Annotated in this window: 25 protein-coding genes; 12 read left to right on the top strand and 13 right to left on the bottom strand. The window is 65.1% G+C overall.

What is annotated here, in order from left to right:
- Positions 1 to 14 precede the first annotated feature (14 nt).
- Positions 15 to 452, top strand: coding sequence for an NfeD family protein (locus L2Y96_RS16310; RefSeq protein WP_247328258.1), 438 nt, complete (start codon positions 15 to 17; stop codon positions 450 to 452).
- Positions 445 to 1,728, top strand: coding sequence for a threonine/serine exporter family protein (locus tag L2Y96_RS16305; RefSeq protein ID WP_247328256.1), 1,284 nt, complete (start codon positions 445 to 447; stop codon positions 1,726 to 1,728). The genes L2Y96_RS16310 and L2Y96_RS16305 overlap by 8 nt, the downstream gene beginning before the upstream one ends.
- A gap of 63 nt (positions 1,729 to 1,791) precedes the next feature.
- On the opposite strand, the gene L2Y96_RS16300 is transcribed toward L2Y96_RS16305, so the two are convergent.
- The 3 genes from L2Y96_RS16300 to L2Y96_RS16290 form a co-directional block, all read right to left on the bottom strand.
- On the bottom strand, positions 1,792 to 2,115 hold the full coding sequence (locus L2Y96_RS16300) for an H-NS histone family protein (protein WP_247328255.1): 324 nt from the start codon (positions 2,113 to 2,115) through the stop codon (positions 1,792 to 1,794).
- Positions 2,116 to 3,316: 1,201 nt separating this feature from the next.
- The gene (locus tag L2Y96_RS16295; RefSeq protein ID WP_247328253.1) at positions 3,317 to 5,017 is read right to left on the bottom strand and encodes a proline--tRNA ligase; all 1,701 of its coding nucleotides are present in this window, start codon (positions 5,015 to 5,017) and stop codon (positions 3,317 to 3,319) included.
- 39 nt (positions 5,018 to 5,056) lie between these two features.
- Positions 5,057 to 5,479, bottom strand: coding sequence for a DUF4124 domain-containing protein (locus L2Y96_RS16290; protein WP_247328251.1), 423 nt, complete (start codon positions 5,477 to 5,479; stop codon positions 5,057 to 5,059).
- A 158-nt stretch (positions 5,480 to 5,637) separates the two neighbouring features.
- Here L2Y96_RS16290 and pssA point away from each other — a divergent pair, with 158 nt between their 5' ends.
- The 3 genes from pssA to rimI are packed head-to-tail and all read left to right on the top strand — an operon-like array spanning position 5,638 to position 7,369.
- Entirely contained in the window at positions 5,638 to 6,423 is a 786-nt protein-coding gene (gene pssA, locus L2Y96_RS16285; protein WP_247328249.1) for a CDP-diacylglycerol--serine O-phosphatidyltransferase, read from the top strand.
- Positions 6,424 to 6,426: 3 nt separating this feature from the next.
- The gene (locus tag L2Y96_RS16280; protein WP_247328248.1) at positions 6,427 to 6,891 is read left to right on the top strand and encodes a hypothetical protein; all 465 of its coding nucleotides are present in this window, start codon (positions 6,427 to 6,429) and stop codon (positions 6,889 to 6,891) included.
- Between the two features lie 4 nt (positions 6,892 to 6,895).
- A complete protein-coding gene (gene rimI, locus L2Y96_RS16275; protein WP_247328246.1) occupies positions 6,896 to 7,369 on the top strand; it encodes a ribosomal protein S18-alanine N-acetyltransferase in 474 nt (157 codons plus the stop codon).
- Positions 7,370 to 7,498: 129 nt separating this feature from the next.
- On the opposite strand, the gene L2Y96_RS16270 is transcribed toward rimI, so the two are convergent.
- Together L2Y96_RS16270 and L2Y96_RS16265 are read right to left on the bottom strand one after the other, a co-directional pair.
- On the bottom strand, positions 7,499 to 9,982 hold the full coding sequence (locus tag L2Y96_RS16270; RefSeq protein WP_247328244.1) for an ABC transporter permease: 2,484 nt from the start codon (positions 9,980 to 9,982) through the stop codon (positions 7,499 to 7,501).
- A complete protein-coding gene (locus L2Y96_RS16265; protein ID WP_247328242.1) occupies positions 9,979 to 10,665 on the bottom strand; it encodes an ABC transporter ATP-binding protein in 687 nt (228 codons plus the stop codon). The genes L2Y96_RS16270 and L2Y96_RS16265 overlap by 4 nt, the downstream gene beginning before the upstream one ends.
- Here L2Y96_RS16265 and L2Y96_RS16260 point away from each other — a divergent pair.
- From L2Y96_RS16260 to L2Y96_RS16250, 3 genes are all read left to right on the top strand, one after another.
- The gene (locus L2Y96_RS16260) at positions 10,664 to 11,275 is read left to right on the top strand and encodes an arylesterase (RefSeq protein ID WP_425492431.1); all 612 of its coding nucleotides are present in this window, start codon (positions 10,664 to 10,666) and stop codon (positions 11,273 to 11,275) included. The genes L2Y96_RS16265 and L2Y96_RS16260 overlap by 2 nt on opposite strands.
- Positions 11,276 to 11,395: 120 nt before the next feature.
- On the top strand, positions 11,396 to 12,124 hold the full coding sequence (locus L2Y96_RS16255) for a response regulator transcription factor (RefSeq protein WP_045831332.1): 729 nt from the start codon (positions 11,396 to 11,398) through the stop codon (positions 12,122 to 12,124).
- A gap of 26 nt (positions 12,125 to 12,150) precedes the next feature.
- A complete protein-coding gene (locus tag L2Y96_RS16250; protein WP_247328240.1) occupies positions 12,151 to 13,152 on the top strand; it encodes a sensor histidine kinase in 1,002 nt (333 codons plus the stop codon).
- 30 nt (positions 13,153 to 13,182) lie between these two features.
- Here the strand turns inward: L2Y96_RS16250 and L2Y96_RS16245 are convergent, their stop codons facing one another.
- The 5 genes from L2Y96_RS16245 to L2Y96_RS16225 are packed head-to-tail and all read right to left on the bottom strand — an operon-like array spanning position 13,183 to position 18,288.
- On the bottom strand, positions 13,183 to 13,641 hold the full coding sequence (locus tag L2Y96_RS16245) for a thioredoxin domain-containing protein (RefSeq protein WP_247328238.1): 459 nt from the start codon (positions 13,639 to 13,641) through the stop codon (positions 13,183 to 13,185).
- A 14-nt stretch (positions 13,642 to 13,655) separates the two neighbouring features.
- The gene (locus L2Y96_RS16240; RefSeq protein WP_247328237.1) at positions 13,656 to 14,846 is read right to left on the bottom strand and encodes a sialidase family protein; all 1,191 of its coding nucleotides are present in this window, start codon (positions 14,844 to 14,846) and stop codon (positions 13,656 to 13,658) included.
- Positions 14,843 to 15,427, bottom strand: coding sequence for a response regulator transcription factor (locus L2Y96_RS16235; RefSeq protein WP_247328235.1), 585 nt, complete (start codon positions 15,425 to 15,427; stop codon positions 14,843 to 14,845). The genes L2Y96_RS16240 and L2Y96_RS16235 overlap by 4 nt, the downstream gene beginning before the upstream one ends.
- A complete protein-coding gene (locus tag L2Y96_RS16230; RefSeq protein WP_247328233.1) occupies positions 15,424 to 16,704 on the bottom strand; it encodes an ATP-binding protein in 1,281 nt (426 codons plus the stop codon). Before L2Y96_RS16230 ends, L2Y96_RS16235 begins: the two co-directional genes overlap by 4 nt.
- A gap of 48 nt (positions 16,705 to 16,752) precedes the next feature.
- A complete protein-coding gene (locus L2Y96_RS16225; protein ID WP_247328231.1) occupies positions 16,753 to 18,288 on the bottom strand; it encodes a peptide MFS transporter in 1,536 nt (511 codons plus the stop codon).
- A 297-nt stretch (positions 18,289 to 18,585) separates the two neighbouring features.
- Here L2Y96_RS16225 and L2Y96_RS16220 point away from each other — a divergent pair, with 297 nt between their 5' ends.
- The 4 genes from L2Y96_RS16220 (at position 18,586) to L2Y96_RS16205 (ending at position 21,187) form a co-directional block, all read left to right on the top strand.
- Positions 18,586 to 18,957 (top strand): diacylglycerol kinase, encoded by a 372-nt coding sequence (locus tag L2Y96_RS16220; RefSeq protein ID WP_247328229.1) that lies wholly within the window; start codon positions 18,586 to 18,588, stop codon positions 18,955 to 18,957.
- A gap of 210 nt (positions 18,958 to 19,167) precedes the next feature.
- On the top strand, positions 19,168 to 19,797 hold the full coding sequence (locus L2Y96_RS16215) for a LemA family protein (protein ID WP_247328226.1): 630 nt from the start codon (positions 19,168 to 19,170) through the stop codon (positions 19,795 to 19,797).
- On the top strand, positions 19,797 to 20,687 hold the full coding sequence (locus tag L2Y96_RS16210; protein WP_247328223.1) for a TPM domain-containing protein: 891 nt from the start codon (positions 19,797 to 19,799) through the stop codon (positions 20,685 to 20,687). Before L2Y96_RS16215 ends, L2Y96_RS16210 begins: the two co-directional genes overlap by 1 nt.
- Before the next feature lie 5 nt (positions 20,688 to 20,692).
- On the top strand, positions 20,693 to 21,187 hold the full coding sequence (locus L2Y96_RS16205; protein ID WP_343218417.1) for a TPM domain-containing protein: 495 nt from the start codon (positions 20,693 to 20,695) through the stop codon (positions 21,185 to 21,187).
- A gap of 62 nt (positions 21,188 to 21,249) precedes the next feature.
- Here L2Y96_RS16205 and L2Y96_RS16200 read toward each other — a convergent pair whose 3' ends face one another.
- From L2Y96_RS16200 to L2Y96_RS16190, 3 genes are all read right to left on the bottom strand, one after another.
- Positions 21,250 to 22,644, bottom strand: coding sequence for an XVIPCD domain-containing protein (locus tag L2Y96_RS16200; protein WP_247328217.1), 1,395 nt, complete (start codon positions 22,642 to 22,644; stop codon positions 21,250 to 21,252).
- Positions 22,645 to 22,679: 35 nt separating this feature from the next.
- Entirely contained in the window at positions 22,680 to 23,426 is a 747-nt protein-coding gene (locus L2Y96_RS16195; protein WP_247328215.1) for a hypothetical protein, read from the bottom strand.
- 131 nt (positions 23,427 to 23,557) lie between these two features.
- Positions 23,558 to 26,578, bottom strand: coding sequence for a TonB-dependent receptor (locus tag L2Y96_RS16190; protein ID WP_247328212.1), 3,021 nt, complete (start codon positions 26,576 to 26,578; stop codon positions 23,558 to 23,560).
- Positions 26,579 to 26,838 lie beyond the last annotated feature (260 nt).

Here is a 26,838-nt window from a genome sequence, read left to right as displayed (position 1 = left end):
TGGGGGAGGTCGCCATGCACTACATCTGGTGGATCGTGGCGCTGCTGCTCATTGGCGGCGAAGTCATCATGCCCGGCTATTTCATGCTCTGGATCGGCATCGCTGCCGCGGCCATGGGCATCGTGTTGTTCGCGGTACCCGACCTGGGCCCGCTGTTCCAGGCCGTGCTGTTCGCGGCGTTCACCTTCGTGTCCTGCTTTGCCTACTGGAAGTTCGTGCGGCCACGGCTCGCGCGCGTCCCTTCGGGCAACGAGCGTCTGAACCGCCGCGGCGAGCAGCTCATCGGCCAGCGCTTCACCCTGTGCGATGCCATCATCAACGGTCGTGGCAAGGCGAAGGTGGGTGATGGCATGTGGCTGGTGAACGGGCCGGATCTACCGGTCGGGGCCACCGTCGAAGTGACGGGGATCGATGGCACCACCTTGCGGGTCAAGGCGGTGGAGGTTGGCTGAGGTCGTACCCCTCACGGTGCCCGTGGGCTTCGCCACCACGGCGATCAACACCCGCATCGCGTTCCTGACCGAACTGGCCCGCCGCCTGCACCAGTACGGCACCACGGCACCGCGCCTCGAAACGGCGATCGCGCGCTCGGCGCAGCGGATCGGCCTTTCCGCCGAGGTGTGGTCCAGCCCCACGGCGATCATCGTGTCGTTCGCCGACCTGGGCCAGGGCGAAGATGGTGTCGCCCAGGTCACGCAGGTGATGCGCCTGCCGCCCGGCGACGTGAACCTCGCGCGCCTGGTCGAGGCCGACCGCATCGCCGATGCCGTTATCGATGGCCAGATGGAACTGCGCGAAGGCTTCCATCTGCTGCGCAAGTTGGGAGCACCGGAGACCTTCCGCGCCGAAATGGGCGTCATCGCCAGCTATGGCCTGTGTTCGGCCTGCGTCGTGGCCCTGCTGCTGCACAGCGCGTGGCCCGATCTGATCACCGCCGGCATCATCGGTGTGGTCATCGGCTGCATCACCGTGGCCTCGGGCAGCCGTCCGCGCCTTGCGGCCGCCAGCGAAGCGATCAGCGCGATGGTCGCCACCACCATCGCCACGGTCGTAGCGGCCTACATCGTGCCGCTGGCCCTGAAGTCGGTGATCCTCGGCAGCCTGATCGTGCTGCTGCCTGGCATGGCGCTCACCACGGCGGTCCGCGAAATCTCCAGCCAACACCTCGTGGCGGGCGTGGCCCGCATGGGTGGGGCGGTGGCAACGCTGCTCAAGCTCACCTTCGGCACCGTGGCGGCCACGCAGCTATGCGAGGCACTGGGCATCATGCCTCACGACTACGCGTTGCCACCGCTTCCCGCGTGGGCTGATTGGCCGTCGCTGGTGCTAGGCGCGTTCTCGTTCGCGATCCTGTTCCGAGCCGCCCGGCGCGATTGGCTGGTCGTGATGGGGGCGGTGATCGTGGGTTACCTGGCAACACGGTGGGGCGGGCAGGTATCCGGTTCATTGCCGGGTGCGCCGTTTGGCGTCTTCATCGGCGGCGTGCTGCTGGGCTCGCTCAGCAACGTCTACGCCCGCTTTGCCCAGCAGCCAGGCGCGGTGGTCCGCGAGCCGGGCATCATTCTGCTCGTACCGGGTTCGGTGAGCTTCCGTAGTGTTTCGTTCCTGCTGGACCACGACACGTCGCTAGGCATGGATACTGGCCTGCTGGGCGTGACCCTGCTGGTTTCCCTCGTGGCGGGCTTGCTCTTCGGCGATCTGATCATCGCGCCACGCCGTTCGCTCTGACGGCATCGCGGATAAACAAAAGGCCCCGCGATGCGGGGCCTTTTTAGTGCACGGCCGATTATCTCAGGCGAGCATGTCGCTTTCTTTCTTTCCCGCTTTCAGGGCGTCGTTAAACCAGCGCGGACGCTTTCCGCGGCCGGACCACGTCTGCTCGGGATCGGTGGGGTTGCGATATTTGGCGGCGACGGTGGTGCCGGCGCGCTTCGATTTGGGGGCGCGTGCGCCGAAGACGTCGTCGAAGGTAAGGCCTTCGGCTTTGATCATGGCGTTGATCTTGTCACGCAGGACGGTGACCTTTTCTTTTTGCAGCTCGCCCTGGCGGCTCTGTGCCTTGGCAATCAGCTCGGTGAGCTGGGTGTGGCTGAGGCTTTTGATATCGACGGCCATTGGCATCCTCCCGATTGGTGGTATCGACGGGCCATTAGGTAATGGCCATTGCCCGGCATTGTGGCGCAATAAAATGGCTTAGGGGAGTGGTTTGATTATGTTTTATCTAATATCAGAAAAACCCTACAAGATATCGGGGTAATCCCTCTCAAGCCTTGTGAGACTTTTCCTAAGCGGGGGCGAGGCGGCTCGCCTTCGGCATCGCGTGGCTCGGCCGTTGGCCATCGCGTTAGCGCTCGTACGTGGTCGCAGGAGAGCCCTCGGCGCCCACCCTCGCTGCTCAGACAGGTCCTCGTCGTTCGAAAGGGAGTGCCGCTGACGCGGCAAATGTACTTATTGCCCTACGGGCGCGAACCGGTCGCCGGGCGGGGGTTTGAAACTCGCCATCCTGGCTCGGTTTCAAACGAGCGGCCATCCATGGCCGCTCCCGCCTGTGGCGGCTGTTCCCGCCCGTCGCCCTCGCCTGCGAAACTCGCCTCGAGGGTGGGCGCCGAGGGCTCTCTGAGGCACTGAGGGCGTGTGATGGGAGAGCCAGCACCACGGTCGTGGCGGCAGACCTTGTCGCCCGAGGTACAAACCACCGACAAACCAACGCCGCCCCCCGTAGGAGCCCACCCTGTGGGCGACGCCGTTCGCGCCTGACTCCGGATCTTGCGGCGTTTGGCTCTTGTGTTGCCGTTCTGGGCGGGAGGGCCTGAGCGGTGAGGCGAAAGATGTCGCCCACAGGGTGGGCTCCTACGGCCGTTTGGCAGGTGTGGGGCGCCGCGAGGTCGGCCGTGTTGCCGGCGGTGGCTTTCCCACCGATCCGCCTCAGTGTGTCCGAGAGGCCTTGGCGCCCACCCTCGAGGCGAGTTTCGGAGACGAGGTGGGCGGACGGGAACAGCCGCCGCAGGCGGGGCCGGCCATGGATGGCCGGTCGTTTGAAACCGAGCCAGGGAAGGCGAGTTTCAAACCCCCGTCCGCACGCCGGTTCGCGCCCGTAGGGCAATAAGTACATGGCCCCGGAGGGGCCTCCCTGTCGAACGTTGGAGACTTGTCTGAGCAGCGAGGGTGGGCGCCAAGGGCTCTTTCCGGAGACGTCCGAGCGCAAACGCGATGGCGTAAGCCGAGCCTCGCGAAGCCGAAGGCGAGCCTTATCGAGCCGCCAAAAACAAAAAGCCCGGCGAGTGCCGGGGTTTTTGGGAACGCAGAGCGTACCGGCTTAGCCGTTAAGCAACGCCAGCAGCTCCTCACGCGTGACATTGCGCGACTCGGCATCCGTGCGAGCACGGTACTCGAACGTGCCAGCCTCCAGGCCGCGGCCGCTCACCACCACGCGGTGCGGAATACCAATCAGCTCGATATCCGCAAACATCGAACCCGGACGCAGACCGCGATCATCCAGCACCGTATCGATACCCGCCTGCGACAGCTCCTGGTAAAGCGACTCCGCCGCCTCAGCCACCGCCGCATCATTCTTCGGATTGATAACGCACACAGCCACGCGCCACGGCGCCATTGCATCCGTCCAGATCATGCCGTTCTCATCGTGACGCTGCTCGATCGCCGCCGCCACGATGCGGCTCACGCCAATACCGTAGCAACCCATGAACATCGTGCTCATCTTGCCGTTGTTATCCAGCACGCTGGCGCCCATGGCCTCCGCATACTTCTGGCCGAGCTGGAAGATGTGACCCACCTCGATACCGCGCGCCAGGCGCAGCGTGCCCTTGCCATCCGGCGAGGCATCGCCATCGACCACCTTGCGGATATCTTCCACGCGGGTGACCCGTGCATCGCGGTCCCAATTGGCACCGGTGTAATGCGTGCCATCCTGGTTGCCGCCGCAGACGAAATCCGCGAGCAAGGCCGCGCTACGGTCGACGATGACCGGGATGCCCTCGGGCAGGCCGACCGGGCCGATGAAGCCAGGACGGGTGCCAGTGGCGGCGAGAATCTCTTCTTCGCTGGCCAGTTCGGGCTCGTCCGCCAGCTCGGCCAGGTGCGAAACCTTCACTTCATTGATTTCATGGTCGCCGCGCAGGCACAGCGCGACCAGACCTTCGACGCCACGGACCAGGATGGTCTTCACCGTCTGCGTGGCAGGCACCTTCAGGAAGGCGCTGACCTCGTCGATGGTGCGCTGGGTCGGCGTATCGACGCGCTGCAGCGCGGCCGACGGCGCGGGGCGCTCGCCCGTGGGGGCGAGGGCTTCGGCCTTTTCGATGTTGGCCGCGTAAAGCGATGCATCGGAGAAGGCAATCTGGTCTTCGCCCGAATCGGCCAGCACCTGGAACTCATTGCTGGCGCTGCCGCCGATGGCGCCGGTATCGGCATCCACGGCGCGGAATTCCAGGCCCAGGCGAGTGAAAATGCGGGTGTACGCGTCGTACATCACCTTGTAGGTATCGCCGAGCGACTCCGGGGTGAGGTGGAACGAATACGCATCCTTCATCAGGAACTCGCGCGCACGCATCACGCCGAAACGCGGGCGGATTTCGTCGCGGAACTTGGTCTGGATCTGGAAGAAGTTGAGCGGCAGCTGCTTGTAGCTCTTCAGCTCGTTGCGCGCGAAGTCGGTGATGACTTCTTCGTGCGTCGGGCCGTAGCAGAATTCCTGCTCCTTCCGATCCTTCATCTTGAGGAGCTGGCCGCCGAATTTCTCCCAGCGACCGGTCTCTTCCCACAGATCGCGCGGCTGCACCGACGGCATCAGCATTTCGATGGCGCCGGCGCGCACCATTTCCTCGCGGACGATGGCTTCCACCTTGCGCAGAACGCGCAGGCCAAGCGGCGACCACGTGTACAGGCCCGAGGCCAGCTTGCGGATCATGCCGGCGCGCAGCATGAGCTGCTGGCTGGCGATATCCGCGTCAGCGGGAACTTCCTTGACGGTGGCGAGGTGGTACTGGCTGAGGCGCATCGGGCGGATATCGTCGGGGAAAACCGGAATTATAGGGCGTTACGACTTGCAGTAGAGGGTCATCTGGGCCTGGGTGGTTTCCACCTGGCGCTGGCGCCCAGCGGCATCGAGCTGCTGGCTGCCGCCCTTGCCGTCATCGACAGAGACCACGGCCTCCTTTTGCAACACTTCCATGTTCTTGCTCAGCTGGCTGCAGAGCGCCTTGCGGTTGGCCGGGTTGTCGGCCACGGGAGTGCCCGGCGGCGGGTTACCGGCCGTGCTGGATTTCGCCGGTGCGGGGGCGGCCGGGGAGGGGGCGTTCACGCCGCCCTTCATCTGGATCTTCTCGACCTTGGCACCCTGGCCCGGGGGCGGGGAGTCCGAGTAATGGGTAACGCCCTGAGCATCCTTCCATTTATAAGCCTGGGCCAGGGCCAGCGGGCAGACGGTGACGAGTAGGGCCAGGACGACGTAACGGCGCATTTTGGGGGGTCCCCAGGCGTGTTTGAATGTGGTCGACACATCTATCACCCACCCCGGGGCCACGCAAGCGACGCGCGTCCCGCTTTGTGCCGGGAATGCACGGACTGACGCTTCACGACGGCTGGGCTAAACTGGGGGCCCAAGTGACGACTGAGCCCATGAGCGATCCGATCCAAGCCCGGGGGCCGCGCCACCGCGGCATCTACCTCCTGCCGAACCTGTTCACCACGGGCGCGATGTTCGCGGGTTTCTACGCGATCATCTCGGCGATCCATGGCAATTTCGAGACCGCGGCACTGGCTGTGTTCGTGGCTGGCGTGCTCGACGGCATGGATGGCCGTGTCGCGCGCCTGACCAACACGCAAAGCGAATTTGGCGTCCAGTTCGATTCGCTGTCCGACCTGGTCAGCTTCGGCCTGGCTCCGGCGCTGGTCATGTACACCTGGTCGCTCTCGTCGCTGGCGGACTACGGCCGCACGTGGGGCAAGATCGGCTGGGCCGCTGCGTTCATCTATGCGGTGTGCGCCGCGTTGCGCCTTGCGCGCTTCAACACGCAGGTCGGCGTGGCCGACAAGCGCTATTTCCAGGGGCTGGCCAGCCCGGCCGCCGCGGTGCTCTGCATGTCGTTCGTCTGGACCATGACCCGGTTCGACGTGCCAGGCCCCGATGTGGCGTTCTTCGCGATGCCGCTGGCCGTGATCGCAGGCCTGCTCATGGTCAGCAACGTGCGTTATTACAGCTTCAAAGCCTGGCCCAAGGGCGATCGCGTGTCGTTTATCTGGCTGATCGCCGCTGTGTTGATCGTCGTGCTGCTGGTTATCGACCCCGCCCGCGTGCTGTTCGCCGGTACCGTGATCTATGTGGTTTCCGGCCCGGTACTCACGTTGTGGGGCCGTGCGGCGCACCGCCGCCGCGTGCGCCGCCACGCCAAGGCGCCGGAGTAAGCCATGCCTGCCGTCTCGGCCGAACGCCGCGAACATCTACTGAAGGCCATGGGCGTGACGCCCTGGCGTCTGCGTGGGGTCGCGGCCGCGGCGGAGGCCGTCGTGGCGGGCAACGACGCCCTCCAGGGTGATCGCGTGCCGTGTGTCGTCGTGTTGCCGGCGGGCGCCAGCGAGCGTGAGCTGGAGCTCGTGGGCCGTGCCCTGCGTGCTTTCGGTCCCGTAATGGGCCGCGCCGCGCGCCTCGAAGCGGGCGAACGTGGCCTGGGCCAGGTCCCGGCCGCCGCGCATTACCTCGTGTTTGGCGAGGCCCAGGCGCGCGCGCTCGGACATGAACTGCCGGCGGCCGTGATGAGTGCCGCACAGATCGTGCTTGTCGATACGCCGTCGGCCCTCATCGCCGACGCCGCCGCCAAGCGCCGCTTGTGGAATGGCCTGCGCGCGCTGGGCCGCTCGTTAGGCCGGAGCTGAGGCCATGGTCGCCGTCGCCCGTCCGTCCACCGAAGTGCGCGCGATGCGCCGCGAGGATCTCGACGCAGTCGTCGCTATCGAACATGCGTCCTACGAATTCCCCTGGAGCGCGGGTATTTTCCGCGATTGCCTGCAGGCGGGGCACAACTGCTGGGTCATCCTCCACGAAGGCGAAATCGCCGGTTACGGCATTCTCTCCGTAGCAGCGGGGGAGGCCCATGTCCTGAACGTGTGCATCGGCGATGCCCATCGCGGCCTGGGTTACGGTCGGCGCATGATGCGCCGCCTGGTCGATCTTGCCCGATGGTACGGCGCCGAGCGCATCTTCCTTGAAGTGCGGCCCTCGAACCCCGTGGCGCACGCGCTATACGAGTCGATGGGCTTTGCCGAGATCGGCCGCCGTCCCGCCTATTACCCGGCGAAGAACGGCCGGGAAGAGGCGATCGTCATGGCCCTGGAAATGCATATCGCCGACTGAGGCGGCGCTGGATCGCGCGCAAGCGCGCTCCTACAAAAGCCTGCTGCAGGAGCGCGCTTGTGCGCGATGGGCGAGCGCGACCCCACGAGAGCCCGTTGTAGGAGCGCGCTTGCGCGCGATGGCCGTGCCTCACTCCCGCAAAAGCGCCATAGGCGATGTACGCAGCACCCGACGCGTACCAAAAAGCCCGATCAACATCACCACGAACGCGGCGATCGCAGCAGCGGCGAACAGCGGCCACAGTGGCGGCACGAAATCTTCCAGGCGGAACACCGCCTTGCCAAGCCACCAGCCGGCACCGGCCGCGCCCAGTCCCGCGGTCAGCCCCGCCACCAGCCCCAGCAAGGCGAACTCGCAGGCCGCGGCGGCACGAAGTTGTGCGCGCGTCGCGCCCAGCGTGCGTAATAGTGCCGCTTCTTTTCGACGCTCCTGCGCGCTGGCGGCCAGGGCGGCGGTGAGCACCAGAGCTCCAGCCAGCAAGCTGAAGCCGAGCACCCAGCGCACGGCACCCCCCACGCGGTCGACGATCTCGCGCACGCGATCAAGCAAGGCATCGACATCGATCAGGCTGAGGTTGCCGTAGTTGCGCGACAGTTTCGACAACTGATCGCCATGCCCGCGTGGCAGGTAGAAGCTGGTAAGCCACGTATGCGGAATATCGCCGGCATGCGCGGGGTCCACCATCAGGAAGAAATTGACCCGGAACGAGGTCCAGTCCACCTTGCGCACGCTGGTGACGCGCGCATCGAGCGTGCCTTCGCCTACTTCAAAGCGCAGCGTATCGCCCAGCTTGAGGTGGAAGCGGTCGCGCCACGACGTATCAACCGATACTTCGGCCTGTGCTGGCGAGGCGCCCGGCCAGGTGCCGGCAACCACTTCATTCGAGGGCGGGAGGTCGGCCGTCCACGACAAACGCAACTGGCGATCGGCGGCATCGCGTGCCTCCTCGTCAGCCAGGAACGGCAGTTTGTCGACGGAGGTGCCGTTGATCGCCGTGAGTTTGCCGACGGCGAGCGGCATCATGTTGGTCTTGGTTGCGCCGATCGCCTGCAACTGCTTTGCGAAGGCATCGCGCTGGTTGTCCTGGAGGTTCAGGGCAAACCAGTTCGGTGTATCGGCGGGGAGCTCGCGCCGCCAGCCTTCAAGCAGCGAAGGCGCGATGACCGCCAGCAGCAACAGGGCGCACAGGCCAAGGGACAGGGCCGTGGCCTGCACGAGCGAGAGGCCGCGGCGGCGGGCGAGTGCAGCGAGGCCCAGCCGCAACGCCGGATGGGCGCCTGGGGCGACGCGCCGGGCGATCACCAGCAACAGCGCAGAGAGCAACGCGGCAACGAGCGCCACGCCGCCCAGGCTCGCCGCGAGGATCCCCGCCAGCTTCGCGGAATCACTTTGCAGCCAGAGCAAGCCAATAGCGGTCGCCAGTGGCACGAGGTAGAGCACATCAAACCGGCGCAGGCGGCGCTGCATGGATTCGCGGAACACGGCCACCGGCGGTACTTCGGCCAGCCGCACGAGCGGCGGCAGGGCGAAGCCGGCGAGCACAGCCAATCCCATGGCTGCTGCTGCGAAGGCCGGGGCAAGCGGGAGAGTGGTGGGAATGTTGTCGAACAACTGGCGCGCGAAGTACCACGCACCTTCGGTGAGCCCCAACGCGATGACCACGCCAAGCGCGGCCGCAGGCACGGCGAGCGCCGCGAGTGTCATGACCAACAAGGACGCCACCTTGCGTCGCGGCGTGCCTAGCGCTCGGAGCAGGGCGACTTCGCCCGCCTTGCGCCGCGCGTAGCGCGCCGAGGCCAGTGCGATGGCCACGCCGGAGAGCAACGCGGACAACAAGGCTGTCAGGCGAAGGAATGCACTGGCGCGATCGAACGCACTGCGCATGCGCTCCTGCATCTTTTCGGGGGTGATCAGGTCGGCGCCGGCGGGCAGGTGCCCGTCTTCCACGCTGGCGCGCCAGCGCGCGACGGCGGCCGGCGTGCCGGACACCAACAGGCGATGACGCGCGCGGCTGCCGACGCCGAGCAGGCCAGCAGCGTTGGCGTCATCGAGGTTCATGACCGCACGCGGCGCCAGTGCGAACAGTTCGCCACCATCGGGCTGGCGGACCAGTTCGGCGGAGGCGGTGAGATCCTGGCCGCCGATCTGCACGCGCTGGCCTGGTGCGATACCAAGGCCCACCATGGCCCGGTGGTCGAGGTAGACCTCGCCACGCGGAGGGCCGTGCGCCACGCGGGTTTTGCCGTCGGCACCGCTGACCTCAAGCGTGCCGCGCAAGGGGTAAGCCGCATCGCTGGCGAGGACGTCCAGCAGCTGGCTGTGCTCACCCACGAAGGCCACGCTGCGAAACTGCGCGCCGCGGGTCATCGTCAGGCCGTCGTCGCGGGCCGATGCACCCATGGCGTCGGGTAACGGCGCGGGCGCCGAAACACCGACGTCACCGCCGATAAGTTCGGCGGCGCTGGCCAGGATGCCGCGCTCGATGCGCGTGGAGAGCGTCGCCACTACGCCGAGGGCTACGACGGCCAGCACCAGCGAGGCGGCCAGCGTGCGTAGCTCGACAAGATGCCATTCGCGGCGCAGCGTGCGCAGGGCCAGCCGCGTCACGTTCATGCGGGTACCCCGAGGCGGCCCTCGCGCAATTCCGCCTGCCGGGCGCAGCGTGCGGCAAGGCGTGGGTCGTGCGTGACCAGGATCAGGGTGGTGTGGTGTTCGCGGTTCATGTCGAACAGCAGGTCGCCCACGTGTTCACCGGTGTGCTGGTCGAGGTTGCCGGTGGGCTCGTCGGCGAACAGGATGCGAGGCCGGTGAACAAAGGCCCGCGCCAGGGCTACGCGTTGTTGCTCACCGCCCGAGAGCTGGGCTGGGTAATGGCGGCGTCGCGCCGCGAGCCCCACGGCTTCCAGTGCGGCGTGGGCGCGTTCGCGGGCATGGTCGTCGCCCTCGAGCTCCAGCGGCAGCATGACGTTTTCTTCCGCCGTGAGGGCGGGCAGCAGGTGGAAGGACTGGAAGACGAACCCGACGAGCCGGCGGCGAACCGCAGCGCGGGCCTCTTCATCCATCGCGCCAAGCGATTGACCATCAAGGCGAATGCTTCCCGCGGTGGGCACATCGAGGCCGGCCAGCAAGCCAAGCAGGGTCGTCTTGCCCGAACCCGATGCGCCGACAATCGCGAAACTTTCGCCCGCGGCCACTGCCAGGTTCACGCCCGACAGGATATCCAGCTGCCCCTCCGGCCCGAAGACCGACTTGCTAACATCCGCCACTTCGAGAAGAACACGGGAAGAATCGCTCATGCGTCGTAGCCTGGTCCTGTTGCTGCTTATGGTTTGCTGCGCCATCGCCCACGCGGCAGAGCCGCGGAAGGTGCTGGTGCTCGGGGACTCGTTGTCGGCGGCGCACAACATCCCGGTGGAAGCCGGTTGGGTGCGTTTGCTGGACGCGCGCACCCAGAAGATGGCGACGCCATGGACAATGGTCAATGCCAGCATCAGCGGGGAAACCTCACTGAGCGGCCGTAACCGCCTGCCGGGGCTATTGAGCCGCGAAAAGCCGGGCGTGGTGGTGATCGAGCTGGGCGCGAACGATGGCTTGCAGGGGCTGGCCCTCGGGCAAGTGGCATCCAACCTGGACGCGATGATGACGGCGGCAGGGGCGGCAGGCGCGAAAGTACTCCTGCTCGGCATCGAGTTGCCGGTGAATTACGGCCCGCAGTATCGTGATGGATTGCGCAAGGTTTACGTGGACGCGGCGGCGAAGCACAAGGCCGCCCTGGTGCCCTTCCTGCTCGACGGCGTGGCGCTGGATCCCGCATTAATGCAGGACGATGGCCTGCATCCCACCGCGAAGGGCGAGCCCCGCGTAGCGGAGAATGTGTGGAAAGCGCTTGCACCGTTGCTGAAGTAATCGACGAAACGTCGACGTTCGCCTACCCAGAATGAACCATTGTTTTCGGTCTTCACGCTGTTCTCACCGGTCCGGCCGTTAACTCTTCACATTTGTGAATCAGCGAAGGAGAGTGGAGCGATGAGCAACCGCGACGAACAAGCAGGCCTGATCCTCCTCGTCGAGGACAACCGTCAGATTGCCGAGATGGTGGGCGAATTCCTTGAGCGCCGGGGCTACTCCGTCGACTACGCGGCCGATGGTGTCAGCGGCCTCCACCTGGCGGTATCCAACAGCTACGACGTCATCGTGCTCGACCTCATGCTCCCGGGCATGGACGGCCTGGATGTGTGCCGCAAGCTGCGCAAGGATGGCAAGAAGTCCACGCCGGTCCTGATGCTGACGGCGCGCGATACGCTCGAAGACAAGTTGGTGGGCCTGGAAGCCGGCGCCGACGATTACCTCGTCAAGCCGTTCGAAGTCCGTGAGCTTGAGGCCCGCCTGCGTGCCCTGATCCGTCGCGATCGCCGCCAGGTCTCGTCGGAAGTCCTGACCGTGGGCGATATGACCCTCGACACCGCGACGCTGCGTCTCACGCGTGGTGGCCAGGAACTCACCGTGTCGCCGATCGGCCTTAAGTTGCTCGCCATCCTGATGCGCGAATCGCCGCGCGTGGTCAGCCGCCGCGATATCGAACGCGAGATCTGGGGCGATACGCTGCCCGATTCGGACACCCTGCGTTCGCATCTCTACAACCTGCGCCGCGTCATCGACAAGCCGTTCGACCGGCCGCTGCTCCACACCATCCATTCGGCGGGTTACCGCCTGGCCGACCTCGATTCCGAGGTTGCCGCCTCCCAGACGGCATGAGAAGGGTGCGGGGCCGGAAGTAATCGATGGAAGGCAGGTCATCGCAGGGGACACGACGGGGCTGGCGCGGATCATTCCGCGCCCGCATCGCTATCGTCTTTGGGTTGCAGACGTTGGTAGTGGTCATCGCTTCGCTGATGACCGCTTACAACGTCGCGCCCCTGGGAGCCGCGCTCGCGATCATGCTGTGCTCGGGAGCGCTGTCATGGCTAGCCGTTTCCCGGGCCTGGCTGCCGATTGCCGCGCTGGCAAAGCTGTTGAATGGGTGGGATCCCGATCATCCGGATATGGAAGGGCTCGCGGCGGAAGAGGGCAGGGGGCGTGGCAAGGATAGCGACGTATCATCGCTGGTCCGTGGCCTGCACGGGCTTGCCTCGCGGATCGAAGGGTTTGGCGAGCGAGAGCGCAACTTCACGCGCGATGCCAGCCACGAGCTGCGTAGCCCGCTGACGGTCATCAAGATGTCGTCCGACATGCTGGCCGACGAGACGGACCTGTCCGAGTTCGGCCACCGCTCGCTCGAGCGGATCCGCCGTTCCACACGCGAGCTTGAATCGCTGGTGGAAGCGTTCCTGATCCTCTCGCGGGAATCCGACCAGGGTCTTGCCGAGGAAGACTTCATCGTCAACAAGGTGCTGCGCCAGGAAGTGGATTACGCGCGCGAGCTGATCGCAGGGCGTCCGGTGGAACTTATCCTGGACGAGCCCGCGGCGTTTGCGTTGCATGCGTCACCGCGCGTGTTCGCGGTGCTGTGCGGCCAGCTGATCCGCCATGCCCTGCAGCAGACCGACCAGGGCACGATTGTCGTGACGGTGATGCCGGGTAGCGTCAGTGTGATCAATCCTGCGATCGACGCCCCGGAGCCAGGCAGCCGGCGGCACGCCTCGGTGGACCGCCACGGTTTCGATCTGGCGATCGCCCGTCGCCTGTCCGATCGTTTCCAATGGCCGCTCGAACTGCGCGCGTTACCCGGCGCCTCCCGCGTCGCCAGCGTCCGGTTCCCCAACCCCCAGCCCATCGAAGCCTGACCGCGCTTGTATAAGCGCGCAAGCGCGCTCCTACAGGGACATCAGTTTAGCGATGCGCTCGGGCGTCAGTGCGCCGCTGTAGCTCTTGCGCGAGCCATCGGCGTGGATCACCAGCGTGCGCGGTGTCTCACCACCCCAGGTTGGGTCAATCATGAAATTCAGGTGGTCCGGCGTGGCCTCGGTATACGCGCGCGCTGGGACGTCGTCGAGCCTGGCCTTCGAGAGGCGAGCTTCGAGGACGTCACGCTGCGAGAGAGGATCGGTCGCCACGTAGATCAGGTCGACGTCCGCGTGCTGGCGCCGGTAGGCCCGCAACGCGGCGAGGTTCTCTTCGCAATACGCGCAATCCAGCGACCACAACGCCAGCACCTTGGTGCCGTGCGCGGGCGGCGCCACCAACGCTTTGACATCCGCCGCGGACAACGCCTCGGGAGGCGCCGCCAGCGCGGGAAGCGCGAAAGCCCAGGCCGCAAAGGCCAAGACAGCCACGCATCGGAACCCAGTCACTGCACCGCCTCGGTCGGCACCAGGCGGAACTGCCCACCCGGATTCCACGCCACGAACGCACGGTGGTCATGCAGCACCAGCTTCGGCCAGCCAGACGGGCCATCGGTATGCGCGACAGCGCGCGGCTCACCAAAGGACACGCCACCATCGGTTGATTCCCTGAGCATCAGGTCGAGCCCGTGGTCCGTCATCTGGTGCCACGCAATCCACACGTGCTTGCCATCGACGATCAGGTCCGCATGCGAGGCGCCATTCCCCGCGACGGTCATGGGGTGGAGTGGCGGCTTGCCAGGCTGGATCTGCCCATAGCTGATCTCGGGCTTGCCATCCACGGCGCTGAACCACACTGCGTGGCGCGTACCCGCGCCGTCGATGGAAAGCGAGGGCCCATGGTGCGGGCAGCCTTCGATATGCCACTGGGTAAAGGTCGCGCGCGCCACCGACGGCGAGCCGCCTACGGGGAGCGCAGCCAGGGCATGGTCGCGGATGTTGTCGCCGTAGATGGCACGGAAAAACGCATCGATATGGCCATCGGGCGTGCGTGCCAGCGCGATACGGCAGCACTCGCAGCTCTGGTCGGTGATCTTCTGTTCCGGCGCGAACGTTGCGCCGCGATCAGTAGACCAGCTGTAGTAGGTGGCCGCGCCCAGATACGGCTTATGTGCCTTCGTCGCTGCTTCCAGGTCGCGCTTATCGATCCACGCGACGATCAGGTTGCCCTTGCCATCCACCGCGAGCGAGTCGAAGCGATGGGTGATTTCAGCGGTGTCCTTGTGCACGGTCTTCGGTGCATCGAAATGCGCACCGCCGTCGAGCGAGCGCGAGAAGCGCACGAAGCCTGTCCATGGGGCCTTGCGTGGCTGTGACCAGGTCACGTAGAGCTCGCCCTTCGGACCCAGCGCGATCTTCGGGCGGTTTTCGCCTTCCGCGTAGATCGGTTCGCCCGTGGGGTTCACGATGGTCGAGAGCGTGAAATCACGGCCCATATCGTCGGAGCGCCGCACGCGCACATGTTCACCGACCGTATCGACCACCCACAGGTGGCCGGTGTTGTCGATGGCGGCGTCGAAGCCGAGTGGGGCTTCGTTGCCCATGCTGCCCATGTCGTGGGCGTGGGCTGCCGGCGCGGCGAATGCCACGGCCAGGAGCATCGCGCGCAAGCGCGCGCCTACAACGGGGGCTTTCATTGGGTGTCGTCCGGCCGCTCGCGTACGGGGTGTTTGCTCAGCTTGCGCTGCAGCGTACGGCGGTGCATGCCGAGCCGGCGTGCGGTTTCCGAAATATTGCCTTCGCATTCGGTCAGCACGCGCTGAATGTGTTCCCACTCCAGCCGGCGCAAAGGCAGCGGCGCATCGGGCGCATCGGCGAAATCATCGGCGTCGGCGGGGCCGGCATCGCCATCAAGGAGGGCGCGCACGACGGCGTCGGCATCCACGGGCTTGGCGAGGTAATCGTGCGCACCACGCTTGATCGCTTCCACCGCGGTGGCGATCGAGGCATAGCCGGTGAGCAGAAGCACGCGGATATCCGGCACCAGCGATTGCAGTTCCGGGATCAGGCGCAGGCCGTTCTCGTCGCCAAGCTTCAGGTCGAGCACGCAGTAGCGCGGCTGGTGCCGGCGGGTGAGGGCGCGCGCATCGTCGGCGTTGTCGGTGGTGATCACCTCGAAGCCCCGCGAGCTCATGGCCCGGCTCAGTACGCGGGCAAAGGTGGCATCGTCATCGACGATGAGCAGGGGGCGGCCGCCGGGTGGGACAAGTTCGTTCATGTGTGGTCTCCAATGACCGAAAGGGGCAGGCGCAGGCGCATCTGGGCGCCATGGCCGGTATTGCTGGCGGCAAGCTCGCCATCGAGCCGCTCGGCGGTGGCTTCCGCCAGGGCGAGGCCGATGCCGAGGCCGGTTGCCTTCTGGGACAAGCCTAGCGTGCCGAGTTCATCGACTTCGTCAAAGCCCGGGCCTTCATCGGTCACCGTGAGGACCAGCCAGGGGCCTTCCACACGGATATCAAAGCCGACGAAGGCGCTGCCGTTGATCGACGATGCGTCGACCGCGTTATTCAGCAGGTTGATCAGCGCATGGCGCAGGCCGGCCGGCGAGCGCAGGGCCAGCCGTTCGGCACCCGGCTCCACGCTGAGTGCCACGTCGGCTTCCGGACGCAGTAACTGGAATCGCTCCATGCACACGTGCACGAACTGGCTGACGGTAACGCGCTCGGGCACCTGGGAAAGCTGCGCCTGCCCAAAAGCGACCATCTCTCGAAGGATCGTGCGGCAACGCTGGACCTGGCCTTCGAGCAGGTCGAGGTCATCTCCCAGGGCGTTATCGCCAGCGTGCTCGCGGCGGATTTCGGGCAGCAACGTCCGCATGGTGGACAGCGGGGTGTTCAGCTCGTGGGCGGCACCGGCCGCCTGCGTGGCGATAGCGAGGATGCCCTCGTCGCGCAGTGCGCGCTCGCGGACGCGTTGAACCTCGCCTTGCTGGGTGCGGATCGCCTTGGCCAGGTTGCTGATGAAGACGCCCAGGAGGATGGCCATGATGACGAAGTTCACGCCCAGGCCGGCTACGTAAAGATCGAAATCGAGGCTCTTGTTGCCCAGGGTGGGGAGCGGCAGGTGGTACGGCACCAGCAGCACATAGGCCACGCCGGTGAGTACAGACACCAGCGCGACGCCGACAATGGAGAGTGCTGCCGCGGAAAGCGCGATGGGCACAAGTAGCAACGTCACGAAGGGATTGGAGGCCCCTCCGGTGAAATAAAGAAGGTAACCCAGCACCAGCGTATCGAACGCGATATGCACGATCGCCTCGCCCTCGCTGATTTTCCAGGGCATGCCCAGCCGGAATGAGGCGCCGGCGGCAAACACCGCAAGCACGCAGACGCCGATCATGAGGGGGAGCAGGGGAATGTCGAGCTTGAGCAGCGTGACGCACGACAGGATCGCGACGCTTTGGCCCGCGATGGCGCAGAGGCGCAGCCAGGCGAGGGTACGTGCCAGGACGAACGGACCAGAGCGGGAAGATGGAGTGTGTAAGTGGTCGCTCATGGTCTCTTAAAGCGAAGGGCCGCCCCGGGTGGGACGGCCCTCGCCGTATTACAGGTCTTCGTTATGCACCGGGGGGACCGGCTGGACATCCGCCAGTGCGTGGTCAAGCGACAGCTTGCGCATCAGCGGCAGCATCAGCACGGCGAGCACGGTGCAGCCGACGCCGACGAAGCCCAGCTTGTTGAACAGGCTGGTGTAGATCGGCAGCGACTGCAGCGGATCGTTGATATCGCTCGGGATCGCGGCGTAATTCGCCACCACGCTACCCAGGTACTGGGAAACGCCGACTGCCACGTAGTAGGCACCCATCATGAAGCCGCCCATGCGCGCGGGCACGTAGCGGGCGATCATGGCCAGGCCCAGGCCGCTCACCAGGATCTCGCCCAGCGAATACAGGCCATAACCCCAGACCATGTACCAGGAAGAGATCAGGCCGTTCACGGCGGTATGCGCGCCCAGGCCGTACATGAAGAAGCCCGCGGCCACGGCGACGAAACCCAGCGCGAACTTCGCAGCGACGGGGAAATCCTTACCGTGCTTGCCGAGCGTGTTGTATAGCCACACAAGGATTGGCGAGAGGATCACGATCCAGATCGCGTTGAGCGACTGGAACTGCTCGGGGATCCAGCGGAAGATTTCGAAGCCGAAGATACCGAACGAGAGATCGACGTTGCGCTGGGCGAACAGATTCAGCGACGTCGACATCTGCTGGTAGAAGATGAAGAAGAAGATCGTCTGGATGGTGAGCACCAGCGCGGCGATCAGGCCGGCGCGCTCGCTCTGCTCCACCGAGCGGATGAGGTGGGCAAAGATGCCCAGGACCACCACGCCAGCGGCGTAAACGCAGATCTTGGCGATGGTCTGGTTCTGCAGGATGGCCGCCGAGACACCGATGATGATGATGCCACCGACGATCACGCCGAGGATGCTCTTCATCGGCGGACGGGTTTTATCCGGTGCCGAGCCAATGTGCGCCAGGGTGTGGCGCATGAAGTAGTAGTTGACCAGGCCGAGCACCAGGCCGATCGAGCACACGCCGAACGCGGTATGCCAGCCCAGCGCGTCACCGTAGTGCTCGCCCACGTAGTCGCGGATCCACGGGGTGAGCAGCATCGAAATCGTCGAGCCGACGTTCACCGCCATGTAGTAGATGGTGAACGCGCTATCGATCTTGACCGGGTCACCTTCGTAGATCTGGCGTACGAGGTTGCCGGCGTTCGGCTTGAACAGGCCGTTGCCGAGGACGATCACGCCCAGGGCGAGATACAGGAAGATGGCGTTATCGGTGGGGACCCACAGCAGCGCGTAGCCGATCATCAATACGACCGCGCCGGTGAGCATCGTGCGGCGCGTACCGAGGAATTTGTCGCCGATCCAGCCGCCGATGGCGGGGGTGGCATAGATCAGGGCGGCGGCGGCGCCCCAGACCAGGTTGGAGTCCGCTTCGGCGAAGCCGAGCTTCTTGACCATGTAGGTGACCATCAGCACCTGCATGCCGTAGAAGCCGAAGCGCTCCCACATTTCGATAAGGAAGACCGTGCTGAACGACTTGGTCTGTGAAACAGGCGGATTCTGAATTGCCATGAAAATTCCGGACACATTGGAAACAGCGAACGGCCACGAATGGCCGTTCCCGTTGCCATGACCCTGAACCGGGCCACAACCGTTCAAGCGTAATACAAATGGTCCGCCGGGTTGTGCTGCAGCGCCAGAGGGGCGCGGCGATTCGCCACAAGGCGAGCGGCTAAGCCAGTCCAAAGGCCGTCTGTGGCATCATATTGGGCCATACCAAACCCTCCGGCCGCCTTTCATGCCGCAGCGCACCCACAATTCGACCTCGCGGGCCTCCCGCCAGGCGCCCCAGCGGCAGGCCTGATCTCCATGGCATCGACGGTTCCCCGCGGTCCGCGGCAGATCTATACGGCGTTTGGCTGGTCCATGAAGGGCCTGAAAGCCTGTTTCCAGTACGAGGCCTCGTTCCGGCTCGAGGTGTTCAACGCCATCGTCGTGATCCCCCTCGGCCTGTGGCTGGGCAACGGTGGGGTCGAAAAGATCATCCTGATCACCTTCCCGATGCTGGTCCTGGCCATGGAACTGCTGAATTCGGCCATCGAAGCCGTGGTCGACAAGGTCAGCCCGGAGTTCCATGAGCTGGCCGGCCGCGCCAAGGACATGGGCTCCGCCTCCGTGTTCCTCATGATGGTCATGGTCGTCGTCAGCTGGGCCCTGATCCTGATTCCCCGATATTTCTGAAGCCTCTGTCGTAGGAGCCCACCCTGTGGGCGACAGCTTTCGCCTAGGCTTGGGTGGGCCTGCGGCTCTTTCGCGAACGACGTCGCCCACAGGGTGGGCTCCTACAGGGCGTCCCAGCTCGCGGCCGGGCGGATCTGGGCTTGCTGAAACAAGCCGCCAGGCGTCGACTTGGGTTACCGTGTGCCCCGCACACCCAAGGAAACCGCTGCCATGAAGACATTCCTCCGCGTTTTTGCCCTCGTTGCCCTTGCCGGGTTCCTCTCCGGCTGCGGTTACAACTCGATCCAGCGTGAGGATGAGGCCGTCAAGGCCGCCTGGTCCGAGGTCCTGAACCAATACCAGCGCCGCGCCGACCTGGTGCCCAACCTGGTCAACACCGTGAAGGGCTATGCCCAGCACGAAGAACGCGTGCTCACCGAAGTGACCGCCGCCCGCGCCAAGGTCGGCCAGGTCCAGCTTTCGCCCGAGCAGGCCAACGATCCTGAGGCGCTCGCCAAGTTCCAGGCCGCCCAGGGCCAGCTTTCCGGTGCGCTCTCGCGCCTGCTGGTGGTCAGCGAGAACTACCCCCAGCTGAAGGCCGATGGTTCGTTCCGTGACCTCCAGGCCCAGCTGGAAGGCACCGAAAACCGCATCACCGTGGCCCGTAAGCGCTACGTCGATGCCGTGCAGTCGTACAACACGCTGATCCGTTCCTTCCCGAACAACCTCACGGCCAAGGTCATGGGTTACCAGGTGAAGCCGAACTTCAGCGTCGAGAACGAGAAGGCCATCTCCACGGCACCCACGGTCGACTTCAACAGCGCCCCGGCGCCCGCCCCGGCGGCTTCGGCCGCGCACTGATGCGCCGGTTCGCGGCGAGCCTGCTGCTCGCCTTCGCCTTGCTGGTGCCGTCTCTGGCGGCACTGGCTGACGATACGGCCAGCGTCCCCAAACTGACCCGGCATGTCACCGACCTGACCGGCACGCTCAGTGCCGATCAGGTGAACCAGCTGGATGCCCGGCTGGTCGCGCTCGAGAAAGCCAAGGGCGCCCAGGTCGTCGTGCTGATGGTGCCGACCACCCAGCCTGACGATCTGGAGAGCTATTCGCTCAACGTGGCCGAGACCAACAAGGTGGGCCGCAAGGGGACTGATGATGGCGTCCTGTTGCTTCTCGCCAAGAATGATCGGCGCGTGCGTATCGAGGTCGGCTATGGCCTGGAAGGCGCGCTGCCCGATGCCATCGCCTCGCGGATCATCCGCGAGTACATGGCGCCCAAGCTGCGCGCCAATGACTACGACGGCGCCATCACCGAAGCGCTCAACGCCATCACCCAGATCGTCAACGGTGAAACCCTGCCGCCGCCGGTCAAGGCGGACAATGAACGCGAGCGCCGTGATGGCGGCGGGGCGCAGATTCTTTTTCCCCTGCTGTTCGGCATCATTTTCCTGCGCGGCTTTGTAGGCTGGGCACCGCGTAGCGTGCGCATGATCATCGGTGGTGGCATTGCGGGCGTGCTGGGTGCGCTGCTCACGAGCTCCCTGTTGCTTGGCGCCGTGGGCCTCATCGTCGGCGCGCTGTTCATGGCGATCCCGGGCGCGGCCGGCCGTTCCATTGGCGGCGGTGGCTGGGGTGGCTGGGGCGGCGGCGGCTTCGGTGGCGGCGGTTTTGGCGGCGGTGGAGGCGGTGGCGGTGGCTTCAGCGGCGGCGGCGGTAGTTTTGGCGGCGGCGGTTCGTCGGGGAGCTGGTGATGGGCATGCAACGGATCGCGACCAACCTGTTTGGCGCCTGGTTCCAGATCGGCAAGCAGTTTCCGAAAGAAACACTTGATGAAATCGCTAAGCGCGTAGGTTTCGGCGAATGCACGCATCGCGGCGAGCTGCGCGTTGCCGTGGAATCACGCCTGCCGCTCGCGGCGGTGCTGGAGGGCGTGACGGCACGCGATCGTGCCGCCGCGCTGTTCTCGCACCTGCGCGTGTGGGATACCGAAGAGAACTGCGGTGTCCTGCTTTACGTATTGCTGGCCGAGCACCGCATTGAAATCGTGGCCGACCGCGGTATCGCGCATAAGGTGGCGCCCGCGGAATGGGATGCCATCACCCAGCACATGCGTGATGAGTTCGCCCAGGGACGATTCCGCGAAGCCGTGTTGACCGGCGTCGACGAAGCGGGCGCCTTGCTTGCGCGGCATTTTCCGAGCGATGGCACGCCGCGAACCAACGAGCTGCCGGATCAGCCGCTTCTGCTCTGACGCTCGGCGAATCGCGCGCAAGCCCGCTTCTTGTAGAAGCGCGCTTGCGCGCGATAGCCTGATTACCTCTGCATCGAAGGCGCCTGAGCCTGCGCCTGATTCTGCGTTTGCGTCTGCGCCAGATCCTGCTGCTGTCCCTGCGCGGCCTGCTGGTGCTGGCTCGCCTTCTCCCACGCGGCCGTGGACTGCATTAGCGAGGTGTTCACCGCCTGATTCAGGTCAACGCTGGCCAGCTGCTTGAAGGGATCGTTGGTCTGGCCCTGCACGGCCCAGCAACGCGTCGCATCGGTGTTAAGGGCGACACTGTCGATGCGGTTGAGACCCTGGGCTTGCGATTCGGCAGCGAGCGCGCCGGCGACATTGGCGGTGATGTGGTCGGAGGTGCGTCCCTGGGCGGCATCGACCTTCTGCATGCCTTCGAGGGCCTGCTTGTAGATCGCGTGGCCTGCGTGGTTCGGATCGCTAATAAGGGGCTTGTTGCCCGGCGTGTTCAGGCGCCCGAGCGTGGCTGGCCCGGCGATGCCATCGGCCTCGAGGTGGTTTTTCGCCTGGTACGCTTCCAGCGCCGCCTTGGTTGCGGGGCCGAAGCTGGCATCGGCTTTCAGCGGGTGGCCGTGCGCGTCGGTATACCCAAGAGAGCCCAACTGGCGCTGCAGTGCGCGTACGTCTTCGCCATGCATGCCTTCCTTCATGGTGCGGCCGTGCGCGTCCGGCGCGGCGTGCCTGGGTGCGTCGTGGTGCGGGGTGGTGTGCGGCGTTGCTGGCGCGTGCTGCGGCGTGGGGGCCGGCTGCCCTTGCGTCTGCCCCGATACCTGGTTCGCATAGGGCGTAAAACGCTCCATCTGCGTGCCCATGTTTTTATAGGCCGCGGCAAGCGAGATGCTGCCATCACCGTAGAGCGCAGAGTTACGTTCGATGACGGTGGATGAAAGCACGCTATCCACACGCGCATTGGGATGCTCGGCCATGGCCTTCAGGAACTTGGGGCCATCGCCGCCGCCCAGGTTATGCATGGCATAAACGTTGGCCGCCGCATCCGCGCCACCCAGCTTGGCGCCCACCGCGGCGTTTTCCTTGGTGAACTCCGCCAGCATGCCGGCCTGCAGGCGCGTGTTGTTGCGCATGGCTGCCGTATTGGTCTGCGCATCGGTGAGGTCGGCGGCATGTTCAATACCGTATTTCTCGCCGTGCTCGCGGACCATGTTGGCCCAGGTCTTGTTGAGGAACTGGCCGTAGCCGTAGGCGCTCGACATGGCCTTGGTGCCGTCGAACTGGGTTACGGTGTTCAGGTCGGCGTGCTTGTGCCCGGCAATGGGGCGGGCATGCGGGTTATAACCGGATTCAAAACCGGCGATCTTTACCAGCACGCCCGGATCGACGCCTGCCGTGTGGGCGGCATCGACCAGTTCCTGCCGGGCGGCATCAAAGCGTGTATCCAGGGGGTTCTCACCAGCCATCTCGTTCTCCTTGCGTTAGCTCACGCGCCAGCGGCTCAACGGCCAGCGGGCAGGGCGTATACCGATTTGGCCGCATCGAACGGCACGTCAAATGCTTCGGACTTACCGGCCGACTTCTTCACCACGTGCAGTGGGTAGAAGCCCTTGGCGGTGGGGTCATCCTTCACCGAGGCGGTGTAGGTCACACCCTGGGCTTTCTCGGTCACCTGGGGGATCTTGCTGATATCGGTGATCCGGCCCTTGATCGCGGCCACGAGGCTGTAATCGGCCACGCTGACACCCTGCCAGGTGCCCCCGCTGACGAACAGCCAGCCGTAGTCACCGGCGTTGCTCAGCTTCACGAACTGCGCTCTGGTGCAGCCGCAATCGCCAGCGGTGCCATAGTCGGTGGCGGCTTCGGAGGCTTCATAGGTCCAGCCCTGCTTGCCGCCCAGGCGGAGCTTGAACGCACCCATCAGGCCCGGCTGGACCTGGCTGTAGCCATAGCGGGGATCGCCATGGATATCGGTGGCGTTGTAGGTATGGAAGTAGAGCAGCTTCCCCTTCGGACCATCGACCACCTGGGGCGTGCTCGCCCGCATGCAGTAGTCAGCCGATTCGCCCTGGTCATCCTTCCAGGTGAAGGCCCAGCAGGTGTTCTTCGCATCGTAGGTCTGGCCATAGGTGTCATCCATGACCTCTTTGACGATGCCGGCGGTATCGGGCGCGGCGGCCTGGGCAAACGCGCTGCCCGTGGCACCGAGGGCGGCCCATGCGATGGCCGTTGCAATGACTGTTTTCAAGACCATTCCTTTCTTGTTCCCCAAAACGTGGCGGGGCGCATCATAGCGTACGCGCGTCAAAAAAATGGCACAAAAAAAGGGCTGCCCGAGGGCAGCCCTTTTTTCCTACACAAGTGCAGCGGTACGGCTTCTTACAGGCTGAAGTCGTACTGGAGCATCAGGCGCAGCGAACGCGGCGTCTGGTAGTAGGTCGGCACGCGGTAGGTCGAGCCGTAGTACGTGGCATCGCCGCCGTTTTCGCCCACTTCATCAACGGCCGTCTTAGTGTCGTTGTTGAAGAGGTTCATGACGTCGAGCTGCACGGTCAGGCCCTTGACGTACGCCGGGGTGTAGACCACGTTCGGGCTGATCGACCACTGCCACGGCAGGCGCTTGGCAGTGCCGCGCGACTTGATCTGGCCGTCGCAGTAGAAGAACTCCGAGTTGTAGCCCGGGATACCGCCGACGGTCTCGTCGCCGCCGCCGAAGCAGCTGGACGGACGACCCGACTCGAGCAGGGCGTTGACGCCGACCTGCCATTCCGGGGTGATGCGGTAGCCGCCGTACACCTTGAAGCTGTGGCGACGGTCGTTCGGCAGGTAGCCGGTCGCACCGGTCATCAGTTCCGGGTAATCGAACGCGCTGGTCGTGCCCGTATCCTTCTGGCCGTTATCCGACTTCACCAGGCCTTCCGTGTTGCCACGGTTCTTCGACCAGGTGTACGACGCATTGACGTACCAGCTATCGGTGGCCTTCTCGGCCGACAGGGTGACGGCTTCGTACGTGCGCTTGGCCTTTTCGCCGAACGCCACGCCCGGGATCGTCACGTTGCGGAGCTGGCCGCTGCCGTCCAGATCGACGTCAACCGAGACCTTGCTGCCCGGGTTGTAGATGAAGCAACCCGGCATGGTTGCCGGCGGGGTGAACTGGTCGCCGTTGGCGTCCATGTCCAGGCCGATCGACTTGCCGTAAGCGTAGAACGGACGCCAGTCGCAGGTATCGTCGATAGCGTTGTTGAGCTTGCGGTAGGTCGCCTTGGCGCCGACCACCCAGTCGTTCAGGAAGTCGTTGTCGCTGGTGATGCGGTGCTGGATACCGAGGATGAACTCATCCTGCGAGTACGGCTTCAGGTCCTTCGTGGCGACCGAGCGCGGATCCGGGGTGGAACCGTTCTCGCCGTTCACGATGCTCTGGCCGCTCAGCGGAGCGCCCAGGTTCGGCGTACCGGTTGCCTGATCGATATCCGAGTAAGCGAAGTTCTGCATCGTGTAGTACGAGGCCGTGGCGGCGCGCAGGGCGACGTTCGCGGCGATCGGCAGCGAGTAGCGGCCGGCGGTACCGAAGACCTTGGTCGACGAATCGCCGAACACGTCCCACGAGAAGCCCAGGCGCGGCTGCCAGATGTTGCCCTGGCGGACGAAGTTCTGCGCGGCGCCGTTCTTGTTGTTGAACGAGTCGTTGCGCACGCCGATGTAGGCGAGGAACTTGTCGCTGACCTGCCAGTTGTCCTGCAGGAACCACGACTTCTGGTCGATCGCGACCGAACCACCGGTGCGGTAGTTGTACTCGGTGACGTAGTCCTGGCCGGTCTTGTCGGTGCGGTAGTACCACAGCGCGCCACCAGCGTATTCCTGGCCTGCATCCGAGCTCCACTTCTCACGCGAGAAGCCGCCCGACAGGTCGTGGTCGCCCACCTTCCAGTCGAGGTCGACGCGGTAAGCCGTGCGCTGGTCTTCGCCGTTGAAGCGGTCGATGGTGCTGTCGAGGTAGCACGAGTTGACCGGGGCGGTGGCGCCGCTCAGCGTGCTGCTACGACGATCGATGACGTACGGGCAGCCCGAGTTCACGCCATTGATGTTGCCGTCGTACTTGGTGGCGGTGCCGTCAGCCGAGACGTAGTCCGAGGAGTTCTTGGACTTCATCTTGCCCCACTGCGCCGACACGGTCAGGTCGTCAGTGATGTAGCTGGTGTACTTGAAGATGTTGACCGCGCCGCCGGTCTTCAGGTGCTTGCGGCCCAGGTAATCGTCGGTCGACGGCTTGCCGTCGGCATTGATTTCCGAGGTGTAGTACTGGTTGGTCGTGTGCTGCGTGTTGTTCATCCCCGTCCATTCGAGGATGTTCGAGTCATTGATGTTCCAGTCCATCTTGATGAGATAGAACGGATCGCTGTACTCGTTACGCGAAGCCGGGGTGGTCGAGACCGTCGACGGGTAGGTCGTGGTCGATTCCTTGTGCGACTGGAAGATGCCGTAGAAGAACAGCTTGTCCTTGATCAGCGCGCCACCCAGCCAGGCCGAGTAGACGTTGTCGTTGTCGCTGTTCTTCTGATAGGTGCGGTAGAGGTTACCGTCCTTCGTGTAGGTGGTCGGCTGCTGCTCGCGGCCCCACGCCGGGGTGTACACCCACGATGCGCCACCCTTCCATTCGTTGGTGCCACGCTTGGTGATCACCGAGGTCACGCCGCCGGTCGAGAAACCGTACTGCGCGCCGTAGCCACCGGTCTGCACGTCGAGCTGCTGGATGGCCTGGAACGGCACTTCCGAGAACGACAGGTTGTTGTACAGGTTGGTGACGTTGAAGCCGTTGACGTAGTAGCTGTTTTCAGCGACCGAGGCGCCACCGAACGACGGCAGGTTGCCGAAGGCGGAGTCGCCCTTGACGGTGCCCGGGGTCAGCGCGGCGACGTCGACGACGTTGCGCGGGACCGGGAGCTTGTCGAGCTTGTCAGCGGTGAAGCTGGTGCGCGATTCGACCGAAGCCACGTCGATGGCGGTCAGGGCGTTGGCCGAGACGGTGACGGTGTCGAGGGCCTGCGCGCTGCTGTTGCCGCCGTTGGCGGCCGCGAAGTTCAGCTGGGCCGACTGGCCGGCGACAACGTTGATATCGCGGGTCGAGACGGTGGTGCCGTTCTCGATGACGTTCACGCGGTAGCTGCCGATCGGCAGCGACGAGGCGCGATAGTGACCATCCTGGTCAGCGACGACCGAACGCGAAGCGCCCGAGCCGAGGTTCTGGATCTGGATCGTCTGCGAAGCCGAGGCCGTACCGTAGATGTCGCCGACGGTGCTCTGGGCATACGCGGTACCGGCCAGCAGGCAGGCGCCGAGCGCAGAAACGAGCGCAGTGCGCTTCATCACGCGCGAACGCGTGAGCAGGGTGGTGCTAGTCATGAGGTCAAAAACTCCCTGGCCCTGCATTTTCAGCAAGGCTGAACAGCTTGTAGGAGCGCCGCGGGACGGCACTCGATGTGGGTATGTGAGGCAAACGGTGTGGGGACACCGACGTCGCGCCCACCTCGGGGCGAATGGCGACGTAACACGAACATAACGCTCTCGTCATGCGACTGCAAGCTTTTGCGGCATTTCGTGCAGGATGCTACGGGTCTCGCATGGGCCCGCGATCCGCCGAAAACGCCCGTGATTTCCGCAGC

The sequence above is a fragment of the Luteibacter aegosomaticola genome, assembly GCF_023078475.1.
GTDB lineage: Bacteria > Pseudomonadota > Gammaproteobacteria > Xanthomonadales > Rhodanobacteraceae > Luteibacter > Luteibacter aegosomaticola.
Note: the sequence above shows the minus strand (reverse complement) of the source record. Positions and strands in the feature narration are given on the sequence as shown.